The organism is Psychrobacter sp. ER1, from assembly GCF_048631835.1.
GTDB lineage: Bacteria > Pseudomonadota > Gammaproteobacteria > Pseudomonadales > Moraxellaceae > Psychrobacter.
In genome coordinates this window covers 2,061,305-2,074,847 of record NZ_CP184640.1, presented here as the reverse complement: position 1 = coordinate 2,074,847, position 13,543 = coordinate 2,061,305, and the positions used below count along the sequence as shown (strand labels likewise).

Below are 13,543 nucleotides of genomic sequence, written 5' to 3'. Positions count from 1 at the left end.
ATAAACAGCAAAAATTACCGTCATTAATTATGCTAAAACCATGAATTCTCAAAGGTATACAGGTTTATGACAAAGGCAACAGTAAAGGCAAACCAGCAAACAATGACCAAAGACGTGCGTCATGATTACGAGCATCTCGCACGCCGTGCCAATTTGCGTTATGTGAGTGATGACGAACCAGGCTACGAGCGTAGGCGTTGGGGTCGCGGCTTTACTTATCGTGATGCAACGGGCAACACGGTCAAAGACAAAGCATTGCGTCAGCGTTTTGATGCATTGGTGATACCGCCTATGTGGTCAGAGGTGTGGATATGCCAAGACGAACGAGGCCATCTGCAATCAACAGGGCGAGACGAAAAATCGCGCAAACAATACTTGTATCATCCCTCATGGAACAATATTCGCGACCAAGCAAAGTTTGATGCGATGATAGGATTTGCAGAGGCGCTACCCAATCTACGCGCGCAGGTGGAGGCAGATTTGGAAGCAAAGTCCTTATCACGCACCAATGTGCTTGCTGCCGTCGTTAAATTGCTAGAGACCACTTTGATTCGTATTGGGAATAGCCGCTACGCTAAGCAAAATAAAAGCTATGGTCTGAGTACGCTACGCAGCAAGCATGTCAGTGAAACCGACAATGGACTGGCATTTGATTTTGTCGGCAAAAGCGCAAAAGAACACCACATTGAGCTGCAAGACGAGCGATTGATTGACATCGTTCAGGCCTGTTCTGAGCTGCCAGGCTATCAAATATTCAAATATCTAGACGACAACGGTCATAAGCAAGTCGTTGACAGTAGCGATATCAATGACTACTTACGGATGCATACGTGCGGCATGGACTGCGAAAGCAGGATGTACAGTGCAAAGGATTTTCGTACATGGATGGCCAGTGTACTCGCAGCAAGCTACCTTTATGACGAACTACAAACGTCTGCAGGCGCTAACATACTAGCCAGTGCACCAGAAAGCGCTGAGCGACAGCAATTAGTCACTGATATGGTAAAAGTGTGGCAGCAGAGCTAGGTAACACGCCGACCGTATGCCGTGCCTCTTATATTCATCCCATTGTCATTGAGCGTTTTTTGGCAGGGCAGTTTTTTGAAACTTACAAACAAGCACGTCGTGGTCGAACCAAAAAATACCAAAGCTGTGAAGAAAAAGCATTTTTAGGGTTTTTAAGAGCTGATGTTTAAGTTGAGGTTGTAGATAATAATATTGAGGTGTTAATTCTTTAATAGGAAATTGAAAATATGTGGCAGTACTTTGGCTATTGATTGTAGGTGTCTTCGCGGACTTATAGCGAATTAATGATAATTAGTTATAGATTATCTTTATTTCTATAAAATAAAAATGATACGTTATGTATTGAAATAAACGTAGAAATGCGTTACTAATAGAGCATGATAAATACGAAGATATTAAACGGTCTATAGGATGTGACCGTTTTACAATCATAACCACCATTTTACCAGTTATCTGCTATTGCTAAAGGATTAGCTTATGAACACCGCCTTTCAAACTCCTACGATCGTTGATGTAGACGCTACCATCACACCAAAAACTATACCGATTATTATAATAACTTCGACATGAATGCGCTGCTGTCAGAAATCTTTGGCACGCAGGTAGACGATCGGTTGAATGCCTATATGGCATGCTGTGGTCGTCATGTACGTGACGGTCGCGCTGACAATGCCGCGCTAGTGCATGAAGATACCTCCGGCAACGTGACTCGTATGAGCTTTGCTGAGCTAGATGCGGCGAGTGCGCAAGTCGCTAACTTACTATTGTCTTATGGCGTACAAGTCGGTGACCAAGTCGCGACCATGCTACCGCGCACGCCCGAGCTGCTAACCGTTGTATTGGCGACATGGCGTATCGGAGCCGTATATCAGCCGCTATTTACTGCTTTTGGCTATGACTCCATCAAATATCGGATGGACAAAGCCGATACCAAAGTCGTTTTTACTAACCTAGAAAATCGCAGCAAGTTTGAAGACTTGGCTGAGCAAACAAAAATGGTATTGGTCGGCAGTGTGGAGGATGCCCAGACATGGGGTGATGATCACTATAGCCAGTCTATGGCAGCACAGCTGCAAACGTTTGAACCTATGATGCTTGATACGGACGCGCCATTTTTGCAAATGTTTACCTCTGGTACAGTCGGTAAATCAAAAGGCGTCAGCGTTCCGTTAGCCGCATTACCTGCTTTTTACCTATATATGCGTTATGCCATCGACCTACGCGAAGATGATCAGTACTGGAACATGGCAGATCCAGGCTGGGCGTACGGATTGTACTATGCCATCACGGGGCCTCTGCTACTGGGTATTACCACTTATTTTAATGAAGCAGGATTTGACGCGACTAATACCCGTGATTTTATAGTGCGTCATAAGATTACAAATTTAGCCTCTTCACCAACTGCGTTTCGAATGATGAAATCTAGTGGTGTGTTTGATAGTGTTGATGAAGGCGCTCATAACGATACTAATACTAAGCTGTCTTTACGCTGTGCCAACTCGGCAGGGGAGACATTGAATACCGAAGTGGTCAACTGGGTTGAAACCTATCTGGCGTGCCAAGTCAAAGACCAATATGGCCAAACAGAGACTGGCATGACTTGCTGTGCACATCATGCATTGGCGCATGACTGTCCTGTTGGTTCGATGGGTATGGCACTACCAGGTCATACGCTAGTCGTATTAGATGATGATATGAATGTACTGCCGGATGGTGAGCAAGGGCAACTGGCAGTCGTGGTCAGTCAGTCACCTGCGTTTTATTTCCGTGGCTATAGCTGGAATGAAAAACAAGCCTTTGTAGATGATTACTATCTGACAGGCGACGTGGTCGAGCGTCATAGTGACGGCAGTTACTGGTTCTCAGGCCGTGATGATGACATCATTATTACCGCAGGTTACCGCGTAGGGCCTACTGATGTCGAAAATACCGTATTAGAGCATGAAGCAGTAGCAGAATCTGCGGCGGTAGGCGTGCCAGATGAAGTGCGCGGCCATACCATCAAGTCTTATGTGGTGCTAAAAGATGGCATCGAAGGCAGTGAGAAAATCGCCAAAGAAATCCAAGAGCTGGTACGCAAACGCCTATCCACTCATGCCTATCCGCGTGAGGTTGAGTTTGTGACCGAGTTACCAAAAACGCCAAGTGGTAAGATTCAACGCTTTTTGCTGCGTAGTCTGTCTGCTGCATAAATGAGTTAGTAAAGCGTCTATACATTCAATAGAAAAACATCTAATAAAAAGCAAAAATTTAAAGGAATAATCATGCAAGTTAAAGAAAACAGCTTTTTGGTCACAGGCGGTGCATCAGGTTTGGGTGAGTCAGTGGCTCGGGCGATTGTAGAGCAAGGTGGTAACGTCGTTATTGCTGATTTAAATGAATCTGCTGGGCAAGCATTAGTCGCTGAGTTAGGTGATAATGCGCGCTTTGTACGCTGTGATATAACTAATGGCGATGAAGTACAATCAGCGGTCGAAATGGCAGAGTCAGCTTTCGGTGGTTTGCAAGGTTCAATCAACTGTGCTGGTATCGTAGTGGTACAAAAACTGCTAGATCGCGATAACAATCCGGCAGACCTTGAGGCATTTAGCCGCGGGGTCAATATCAATCTGGTCGGTTCATTCAACGTCGCTCGTTTGGTAGCTGCTAGCATTGCCAAGCGCATAGCGAATGATAGCAGTACAGGTGACTATGTAGAGAAGAACATAGATCAAGGCATTATTATTAATACAGCATCTATCGCAGCCTTTGACGGTCAAGTAGGACAAGCAAGCTATTCATCGTCTAAAGCAGGTGTGGTTGGTCTGACCTTACCGCTTGCTCGTGAGCTGGCACGTCATGGTATTCGCGTGATGACCATCGCACCAGGTGTCTTTGCTACACCGATGATGGAGAGTATTCCCGAAAAAGCACGCGAACAGCTAGAGGCAGGTGTACCATATCCTAAACGTTTAGGCGCTCCCAATGAGTTTGCCAAGTTGGTGACTCATATCATCGATAATGCTTATCTAAATGGTGAAGTTATTCGCTTAGATGGTGCGATTCGCATGGTGTAGCAGTCTAGTGAGTGATTCATTACTTTTACACAAAACGTATCTATAGAATCTGGCATAGTGCTTTGATACATATGATTAATGACAAGAAATTAATTATAGGAACCAAAGTCTATGCCATTTTTTATAGAAAATATTACTCATCAAATGAGCAGCGTACGCCTTGGCTGCCCATTATCATTGGCCTTAGTCTTGCTGCCATTGTCAGCACCAGCGCTATTGCTTATGCCAAAAGCACCTCAAAAAATAAAAATCCCATTCCTCCTTCTATAGTGATTGACCGAGTCTTCGTCGACAAATCAGATCGAATCTTAAAACTGATGAGCGATGGTAAAGTTATTAGGTCGTATCGTATTGCGCTAGGGGAAAGTCCATCAGGTCACAAGCAACAAGAGGGCGACCAGCGTACGCCCGTTGGGATTTATACCTTAGATTATAAAAATGAGAACTCTATTGCGCATCGCTCTATTCATATTAGCTATCCCAATGATGAGGACAAGGCACGAGCAAAGTCATTAGGGGTCAATCCAGGTGGCGATATTATGATTCATGGGCAAATGAATGGCTTTGGGTATTTGGCATTGTTTAATCAACGACGTGATTGGACAGATGGCTGTATCGCTGTTGCCAATGATGAGATGGATGAAATTATGGATGCAGTGACACTTGGTACTCCTATCGAAATCGTGGAGTAGAATAGTCGGATTGTTATCTAATTTATATTAAGTAGATGCATTATTCATTAGCGTATTTAATGGAGATTTATCTTTTATTTGCATTGATAGAATAGCGTTTCTTACCTTTTAACTACTTTTAACTAATATTAATAGCTCATTTAAATATTATTAATAATTAATATCATTGTTTTAAGTAAGGTTTTATTTAGCAATCGTCTTGAAATAGGTGTATATATACCTTATATAAGTGACAGATAACAGTAGGCACTAGACTAAGATAATCCTTAGAGGTGCTACTGAGAATACCAATTATAAAAGGATATAGATATGAGATTTGAGAAGTTTACTCAAAAACTGCAGTCCGCCATTCAAGAAGCACAAAGCCTAGCGTTAGGGCGCGATCATACAGGCATTGATCCTGTGCATTTGCTTGCCGTGTTGCTACAAGATGAATCTAATTTATCTATCTGCCAACAAGCAGGTGCTTCTATTCCAGCGCTAAAAAATGGCGTTGCCAAAGCATTGGATAACCAAGCAACGATTTCGGAGCCGACAGGTGACGTCAATCTAAATCCAAACTCGGTAAAAATCTTGAATTTGGCAGATCGTCAGGCGCAAAAAGAAGGCGATGATTTTATCGCAACAGAATGGGTGATGTTGGCACTCGCCGAACAAGGCGAAACCAAAAAGATATTTGAAAGTGCTGGCGTAACGGCAAGCAAACTAAAAGCGGTGATTGAGCAATTGCGCGGCGATGATACAGTGAATAACCAAAACGCCGAAGATCAGCGTGATGCACTCAACAAGTACACGATCAACCTGACTGAACAAGCAGAGCTTGGTAAGCTAGATCCAGTCATTGGCCGTGACGAAGAGATTCGCCGTACCATTCAAGTACTGTCACGCCGTACCAAAAACAACCCTGTGCTCATCGGTGAGCCGGGCGTCGGTAAGACGGCTATCGTCGAAGGCTTGGCACAAAAAATCATCAATGGTGATGTACCAGAAGGTCTACGCCGTAAAGAAGTGTTGTCATTAGATTTAGGTGCGCTTATTGCAGGAGCGAAATTCCGCGGTGAGTTTGAAGAGCGCCTCAAAAGCGTATTGAGTGACTTGGCCAAGCAAGAAGGCAACGTCATCTTATTTATCGATGAGCTGCATACCATGGTCGGGGCAGGTAAATCTGAAGGCGCGATGGATGCTGGCAATATGCTAAAACCCGCACTAGCACGTGGTGAGCTGCATTGTGTCGGAGCGACGACATTAGATGAGTACCGCCAGTACATCGAAAAAGACGCTGCGCTTGAACGTCGTTTTCAAAAAGTACTGGTCGATGAGCCAACGGTCGAAGATACCATCGCGATATTACGGGGTCTAAAAGAGCGTTACGAGTTGCATCATGGCGTCGATATTCAAGACAGTGCCATTATTGCTGCTGCTCGTATGAGTCATCGCTATATTACCGATCGTAAGTTACCAGATAAGGCGATTGATTTAATTGATGAAGCGGCCAGTCGTCTGCGCATGGAGATGGACAGTAAACCTGAATCATTAGGTAAGCTCGATAGTCGCTTGATTCAGCTAAAAATGCAGCGTGAAGTGCTCAAAAATGAAGAGGATGCTGGCGCGCAAGCCGAGCGTAAAGTGCTCGATGCACAAATAGCAGAATTAGAAAAAGAGTATGCTGATCTTAACGAGGTTTGGCAGGCAGAGAAAGCATTGGTTAAAGGCAGTCAACAGCTAAAAGACGAGCTAGATAAAGCTCGTATTGCCTATGACAAAGCTAGCCGTGAAGGCGATTATGAGACCATGAGTAAGCTGCAATACGAAACTATTCCGCAGTTAGAACGACGTATTCATGAGTCTGACTTGGCTGAGCAAAAAGAGCAGACAGGTGAAGGTAGCGGTGTGAAATTGCTACGTAACAAGGTGACAGACAACGAAATCGCCGAAGTGGTGGCGGCCGCGACTGGTATTCCAGTCAGCAAAATGATGCAAGGCGAGCGTGATAAGATGATCGCAATGGAAGAAAAACTCCATGAGCGCGTCATCGGTCAAAACGAAGCGGTCGAATCGGTGGCCAATGCGGTACGTCGTAGCCGTGCAGGCTTGTCTGATCCCAATCGTCCTTCAGGCTCGTTTTTATTCTTGGGGCCTACAGGCGTTGGTAAAACTGAGCTGACCAAATCACTAGCAAATTTCTTGTTTGACTCTGAAGATGCAATCGTACGTATCGACATGAGTGAGTATATGGAAAAACACAGTGTCAGCCGTTTGGTAGGCGCGCCTCCAGGTTATGTCGGTTATGAAGAAGGCGGTACGTTGACTGAAGCAGTACGCCGTAAGCCATACAGCGTCATATTGTTCGATGAAGTAGAAAAGGCGCATCCTGATGTGTTTAACATCTTGCTACAAGTATTGGATGATGGTCGCTTAACCGATTCGCAAGGTCGTGTAGTAGATTTCAAAAACACCGTGATCATCATGACCAGTAACTTGGGTTCGCACAAGATACAAGAAATGGTTGGCGAGAGCTACGAGGATATCAAAGCGGAAGTAATGGATTCTGTTGGGCAGCATTTCCGTCCAGAGTTCGTCAACCGTATTGATGAAATCGTAGTATTCCATCCGCTTGGTATGTCGCAGATGGCAGGTATTGCCGATATTCAATTGAATCGTTTGCGTCAGCGTATCCAAGAGCGTGAGATGGATATTGAGCTATCAGCCGACGCGATGAATAAATTGGTTGCCGTCGGTTATGACCCTGTTTATGGCGCTCGTCCTTTAAAGCGTGCCATTCAACAAGAGATCGAAAACCCATTGTCATTAAAGCTATTAGCAGGTGATTTTGTCGCTGGTGATATTATCAAAGTCGATGTAGGTGCCGATGACAAGCTAACTTTTGATAAGCTTAGAATGAGCTAATGTCATTGGCTTTGACGTCTTTATGACTCAACTGTACGTTTAAAACAAACCCCTTATCTACAATTGTAGGTAAGGGGTTTTTATTTATAAGGCGCGTTTTACGTTACTGTTTTTTACCATTTCGATATCTCTTAAGTCTCAGGACTATGCTATAACTAAATCAAAGACTAATAGTATAAGTATCAATTGAATGGAGAAACAGAATGATGACAGCCCATATCGAACGTATAAATATACCTTTAACTTCGCCGCTAATTATTGCAGCATTGCTGTTTAGCACTGCCGCGTGCTCTAACCCTTCTACAGTAAGTCCTAGCAATAATAAAAGTACCGCAACGGAGTCTAAAGAAGTTTCAACTTCAGTTAACGACACTCAAACCACTATACAAACAAAGACTAGCAAGCCTGACTTTACCACCAAAGCAATCGCTACCTTTGATGAGCCTTGGGCCATGACAGCGTTACCCATTGCAGATAGCGAAGCGCCAAAATTACTAGTAACACAAAAAACAGGTGAGCTATTTATCGTAGATACAGCGACGGGTAATAAGACCAAAATCGAAGGCGTGCCTACAGTCGCTTACGGTGGTCAAGGCGGCTTAGGCGACATCATCGTGGCTCCAGATTTTGCGACGTCCAATACCGTCTATCTTAGCTACGTGGAAGCAGGGGCAGGAGCTGATAGCAATAGATTTGGCGCTAAAGTTATCAAAGCGACACTTTCAGGATTAGAGACAACCACACCTACGTTGCAAGATATCACGCCTATCTGGCAACAGTCTCCGAAAGTCACAGGGCAAGGACATTATAGTCATCGCCTGCTGTTTTCGCCCGATGGCCGCTATCTATATATCAGCTCAGGCGAGCGTCAAGACAAAGACCCAGCACAAGACATGAATGGCAATCTGGGTAAGATAATACGGTTGAGTCCTGATGGCAAAATCCCGACAGACAATCCGTTTACTGATAATGAGTTGGCCAAACAGTTTTGGACCATCGGACATCGCAATGTGCTTGGTATGGCATTTGACGATAGCGGACAGCTTTGGGCGCACGAGATGGGACCAAAGGGCGGGGATGAATTTAATATTATTGAGAAGGGTAACAACTATGGCTGGCCAGTGGTATCCAATGGACGCAATTATTCAGGTTTAGACATTCCTGACCATGATACAAAGCCAGAGTTTGCGGCACCCAAAATTACTTGGACACCTGTCATATCACCATCTGCTATGAGCATCTATGCGGCTGGTACTCATAATGACTTTCCTAGCTGGCAGGGCAATATGCTTATCAGTGGTTTATCGTCTAAAGCGCTTATCGTAGTTGGCATAAGCGAAGACAATACCGCCGCTGAGCGTTATCGCTATGACATGGGTGAGCGTGTACGCAGTGTGCTAGCAATAGACGGGCAAGTGTGGACACTTGAAGATGGTAATGATGCACAATTACTCAGATTACTGCCCAAATAACATCATGATAAAGCTGCTTTTAGATCTGTATTTATGTAGACATTTTAAAAAAACTATCAATCTTATTAGAATAAGTTAAAGGTTTTATCAAGTTTTATTTTGTAATTGATTGATAGTTAAAGCCTATTTTGTTAAGGTAATATTCCTTAAATTTTGAGACTTGCACATGGAAGAAGTAAAAGTAGGCAGATTAGGACCTTTTCCACGGGTGAGTAAACCTGTGTTTATTACATCGTCACTGTTGATCGTTGGATTTATTATTTTCGGTGCGCTTTTCACTGAAACAGCAGGGGCCGTTTTTAGTTTTTTACAGAATTTTATCACCGATAAGTTCGGTTGGTTATTTATTATCTTAGTGAATACAGCGCTCGGGCTTTGCATTTACTTAGGAATGAGTCGCTATGGTGATATTCGTTTAGGCAACCAAACAGAGCGACCGCAGTACAATCTGTTTTCTTGGATTGGTATGTTGTTCTCTGCTGGCATTGGTATTGGTCTCGTTTATTGGGGTACAGCGGAGCCGTTGTATCACTTTATGGCACCACCAATGGGCGAGGCCGAAACGGTTGAAGCTGCAAAGCAAGCGATGAATATCTCATTTATGCATTGGGGTCTACACGCTTGGGGCATTTATACGATTGTGGCACTGTCGTTAGCGTATTTTCATTTTCGCCGCGGTTTGCCTTTATCGATTCGCTCAACCTTGTATCCTTTACTCGGCAAAAGAATCTATGGTCGCTGGGGGCATACGGTCGATGTCTTGGCTGTGTTCGGTACGATGTTTGGTGTGGTCACCTCACTTGGGCTTGGAGTGATGCAGATCAATGCGGGACTTGAGAAACTATTTGGCACGCCGAATAGTCTCACTGTACAGTTCGGTTTGATAGCTTTCATCACAGCGCTTGCAGCCGCTTCTGTTATGATGGGTCTGGACAAAGGTATTAAGCGCCTTAGTGATATCAATATCGGTTTTACAATCATTTTATTGGTATTTATGGTGGCTTTAGGGCCAACGCTCTTTATCTTTGATAGCTTTATCGAAAATATCGGTAACTATCTTACCGTGATTGTACCTTTGGGTACGTGGGGCGAGTCTTATAGTGGAACAGATTGGCAAAGCGCTTGGACAATATTTTATTGGGCATGGTGGGTAAGCTGGGCACCATTTGTTGGTATCTTTATTGCCCGTATCTCTCGTGGTCGTACTATCCGTGAGTTTACATTTGGGGTGCTATTAATCCCTATGCTTATCTTGTTTTTTGGTTCACGACCTTTGGTGGCGTGGCTATTCACATGGAGCTTGCCTCTGCTGTGACAGGTATTAGCCCAGGATTGGTTGAAGCAGTACAAGCAGATACCGGTAGCGCAATCTTTAAGCTGGTTGAGTACTACCCATTAGCCAAACCGATTACGTTAATGATTGTTGTCATGATTATGCTTTGGTTTGTGACTTCATCAGATTCGGCCAGTTTTGTTATTGACATGCTGACCGCTGGTGGTGATACCAACCCACCAAAGATTCAGCGTTTGTTTTGGGCAACCACAGAAGGCATTATCGCTGCTATATTGTTAGCGGCTGGTGGATTGTCTGCTTTGCAGGCAGCTGCCATCGTAGCGGGACTACCGTTTGCCTTAGTGGTCTTTGTCATGATGTATGCGCTACTGCGTGGTTTGAGTCGCGATCGTCTGATTCTATATAGAGCGCAGCAAAGCTTTATCACAGATGAATCAGCAGATCATAACTCTGCAGATGAGTTTGTTGACGAGCATTTACTAAAAGGACCACCTAAGATTGTTAAAGGTGACTAAAAGCAGGTAAAAGTAAGACAGCTACTCAAGCTTTTGATAGAAGAAGCCCCAATTTATTTTTAAATTGGGGCTTCTTTATTGGGAGAAGATACTTAGATTTATTCAGGACAAATTCGGTTTGTTGAAAATTATTACCGAAATGTTACTACTATTTCTATACATTCGGTAGTATTTACAAGGTGTTATATTTGATAATTCGTTCATACCTTGGTATGGTTACGCACTTTTTGGGGATATACCTATGGATCATGTAAAAGTTGGCCGATTAGGCCCTTTTCCGCGGGTAAGTAAACCTGTATTTTTGACTTCAGCAATCTTGATACTAGCGTTCATTATTTTTGGCGCTTTATTCAACGAACAAGCAGAAGTAGTATTTAACCAAGCAAAAGCATTTGTCTCTTTACGCTTTGGCTGGTTCTTTATTGTCGTGGTCAATTTAACATTGGTCATGAGTATTTATATGATATTTAGCCGCTACGGCGATATCAGACTCGGTCATCAGAATGAGAGGCCAGAGTACAATATGGTTTCTTGGATTGGTATGCTGTTTTCAGCAGGTATCGGTATCGGGCTGCTTTATTGGGGCACCGCTGAGCCGCTGTATCATTTCATGGCACCACCATTAGGCGAGGCGGAGACAGTCGCCGCTGCCAAACAAGCGATGAATATCTCGTTCCTACATTATGGTCTACATGTATGGGCGCTATATGGCATGGTCGCGCTATCGCTTGCTTATTTTCATTATCGAGTAGGTTTACCACTGGCTATCCGTTCGACACTTTATCCAATATTGGGTAAAAAGATCTACGGCGGTTGGGGACATACGGTAGATACGCTCGCCGTATTTGGTACGATGTTTGGGGTAGTGACCACGTTAGGTCTTGGCGTCTTGCAGATTAACTCAGGCCTTGAGACGTTATTTGGTATACCCAATAATATTACGGTGCAGATTATTTTGATTGGCCTTATCACCATGCTAGCAGGGCTATCTCTGTTTATGGGATTGGATAAAGGCATCAAGCGTCTAAGTGATACCAATATATTGTTCACTGTGATATTGCTAAGTTTTGTGATTATCTTTGGACCTACGCAGTTTATCTTTAACAGCTTTGTAGAAAACATCGGTAACTATTTGCATCAAATCGTGCCGTTAGGTCTATGGACAGAGTCTTATAGAGGCGAAGAAAACTGGCAAGCCTCTTGGACGATTTTCTATTGGGCATGGTGGATTAGCTGGTCTCCATTCGTTGGGGTATTCGTTGCACGTATCTCTCGTGGTCGTACTATCCGTGAGTTTATATTAGGCGTACTGTTAATTCCTATCACGATATTGTTCTTATGGTTTACTGCTTTTGGTGGTTCTGCAGTAAATATGGAGTTGGTAGCAGCAGCAGACCCTAACATAGTTAGTCCAGGTCTGATCGAAGCGGTCAAAGCCGATACAGGTAGCGCTATCTTTAAATTGATGGAATCTTATCCATTAACAGGTGCGGTCAACTTGCTCATCGTGGTGATGATTGTCCTATGGTTTGTTACCTCATCGGATTCAGCCAGTTTTGTCATCGATATGCTGACATCAGGTGGTGATACCAATCCACCAAAGATTCAGCGCTTATTTTGGGCTGGTTCTGAAGGTGTTATTGCTGCTGTATTGCTAGCAGCAGGTGGCTTAAGTGCATTACAAGCGGCATCGATTGTCTCAGGATTTCCTTTTGCTATTGTGATCGTCGTGATGATGTATTCTCTATTGCGTGGCCTCAGTCGCGATCGCTTGATACTGTATCGTAATCAGCAATGGTTCACCACAGAAGAGTCAGCAGAGCATAACTCAGCTAATGAGTTCCGTGATGAAGAGCTACTAAAAGGCCCACCAGCACTTGAGAAAGATGCTTAATATTTTATTTTATGGCTACAAAAATACCCAGCTTGTCATAAGCTGGGTATTTTTATGGATGTTCAATATTTTTAATAAAAAATCTTTCAATACAGCAGCTTTCAGTACAGCAGATCTAGATACAATCACTTTATAGATTAATTGCATTCGCCTTTTGTATAACCAACGGCTTCGGGGATATTACAGGCTGAGCAGGCATTACTAGCCGTTCGGTAGCTGACAACTGATCCAACTTTCATTTTTACACAGATGGGTTCATATTGTGCCGTACAGATATTGTTGGCAGGGTTAACGGGTGGACACTGAGTAAGAGCAGCACCTTCAAATTGCTGACTGATATCAGGACTGGATGGGGTAGGTGTTTGACCAGACATGCCTACATCAGACATAGAGCTACAGCCAGTTAAAACTAAGGCTAAAGTCAGTATCAGTAATGATGGTTTGAACGAAAATTGATTAATTGTGAAAAATCGACGAGTAGATATAGTTCGTTTCATAATAAAACGTCCTTATTAATAATATTCGATAGTGTCCTGTTATCGATGATGGATTTGCCTACTGATGATAAACGTTTAGTTATTTATGTTAGCTCATTTGTCAGTAGCTATCCACTTAAACACCATACAAAAACCCCCAAGCTCAATTAAGCTTGGGGGTTTATTTTCTGCCATCAAATACTGATATTAC

9 protein-coding genes and 1 pseudogene are annotated in these 13,543 nt (G+C 43.6%); 9 read left to right on the top strand and 1 reads right to left on the bottom strand.

The genetic code is table 11. The features are described from left to right. The first annotated feature begins 66 nt into the window (after nt 1-66). From ACOBWA_RS09615 to ACOBWA_RS09575, 9 genes and pseudogenes are all read left to right on the top strand, one after another. On the top strand, nt 67-1,026 hold the full coding sequence (locus ACOBWA_RS09615) for a DNA topoisomerase IB (RefSeq protein ID WP_420229218.1): 960 nt from the start codon (nt 67-69) through the stop codon (nt 1,024-1,026). After that, nucleotides 1,011-1,196, top strand: a complete 186-nt coding sequence (locus tag ACOBWA_RS09610; protein ID WP_420229217.1) for a hypothetical protein — start codon at nt 1,011-1,013, stop codon at nt 1,194-1,196. The genes ACOBWA_RS09615 and ACOBWA_RS09610 overlap by 16 nt, the downstream gene beginning before the upstream one ends. A gap of 396 nt (nt 1,197-1,592) precedes the next feature. Next, nucleotides 1,593-3,218, top strand: coding sequence for an AMP-binding protein (locus ACOBWA_RS09605; RefSeq protein ID WP_420229216.1), 1,626 nt, complete (start codon nt 1,593-1,595; stop codon nt 3,216-3,218). 72 nt (nt 3,219-3,290) lie between these two features. Then, entirely contained in the window at nt 3,291-4,082 is a 792-nt protein-coding gene (locus ACOBWA_RS09600) for an SDR family NAD(P)-dependent oxidoreductase (protein WP_420229215.1), read from the top strand. A gap of 71 nt (nt 4,083-4,153) precedes the next feature. Further along, nucleotides 4,154-4,774: a L,D-transpeptidase family protein gene (locus ACOBWA_RS09595; RefSeq protein ID WP_420230756.1), complete on the top strand. Its 621-nt coding sequence runs from the start codon at nt 4,154-4,156 to the stop codon at nt 4,772-4,774. A 309-nt stretch (nt 4,775-5,083) separates the two neighbouring features. After that, a complete protein-coding gene (gene clpB / locus ACOBWA_RS09590) occupies nt 5,084-7,681 on the top strand; it encodes an ATP-dependent chaperone ClpB (protein ID WP_102093810.1) in 2,598 nt (865 codons plus the stop codon). A 206-nt stretch (nt 7,682-7,887) separates the two neighbouring features. Next, on the top strand, nt 7,888-9,153 hold the full coding sequence (locus tag ACOBWA_RS09585; RefSeq protein ID WP_420230755.1) for a PQQ-dependent sugar dehydrogenase: 1,266 nt from the start codon (nt 7,888-7,890) through the stop codon (nt 9,151-9,153). Nucleotides 9,154-9,319: 166 nt separating this feature from the next. Then, nucleotides 9,320-10,962: pseudogene (locus tag ACOBWA_RS09580) on the top strand (BCCT family transporter). Nucleotides 10,963-11,203: 241 nt separating this feature from the next. Continuing rightward, nucleotides 11,204-12,856, top strand: a complete 1,653-nt coding sequence (locus ACOBWA_RS09575; RefSeq protein ID WP_057760694.1) for a BCCT family transporter — start codon at nt 11,204-11,206, stop codon at nt 12,854-12,856. A 137-nt stretch (nt 12,857-12,993) separates the two neighbouring features. Here the strand turns inward: ACOBWA_RS09575 and ACOBWA_RS09570 are convergent, their stop codons facing one another. Continuing rightward, the gene (locus ACOBWA_RS09570; protein WP_420229214.1) at nt 12,994-13,353 is read right to left on the bottom strand and encodes a hypothetical protein; all 360 of its coding nucleotides are present in this window, start codon (nt 13,351-13,353) and stop codon (nt 12,994-12,996) included. Nucleotides 13,354-13,543 lie beyond the last annotated feature (190 nt).

Excerpts from the sequence above, each read along its gene's own strand:
- ACOBWA_RS09615 (WP_420229218.1), top strand. The coding sequence starts at position 67 with ATGACAAAGGCAACAGTAAAGGCAAACCAGCAAACAATGACCAAAGAC.
- ACOBWA_RS09605 (WP_420229216.1), top strand. The coding sequence starts at position 1,593 with ATGAATGCGCTGCTGTCAGAAATCTTTGGCACGCAGGTAGACGATCGG.
- ACOBWA_RS09600 (WP_420229215.1), top strand. The coding sequence starts at position 3,291 with ATGCAAGTTAAAGAAAACAGCTTTTTGGTCACAGGCGGTGCATCAGGT.
- ACOBWA_RS09595 (WP_420230756.1), top strand. The coding sequence starts at position 4,154 with ATGATTAATGACAAGAAATTAATTATAGGAACCAAAGTCTATGCCATT.
- clpB (WP_102093810.1), top strand. The coding sequence starts at position 5,084 with ATGAGATTTGAGAAGTTTACTCAAAAACTGCAGTCCGCCATTCAAGAA.
- ACOBWA_RS09585 (WP_420230755.1), top strand. The coding sequence starts at position 7,888 with ATGACAGCCCATATCGAACGTATAAATATACCTTTAACTTCGCCGCTA.
- ACOBWA_RS09575 (WP_057760694.1), top strand. The coding sequence starts at position 11,204 with ATGGATCATGTAAAAGTTGGCCGATTAGGCCCTTTTCCGCGGGTAAGT.
- ACOBWA_RS09570 (WP_420229214.1), bottom strand. The coding sequence starts at position 13,353 with ATGAAACGAACTATATCTACTCGTCGATTTTTCACAATTAATCAATTT.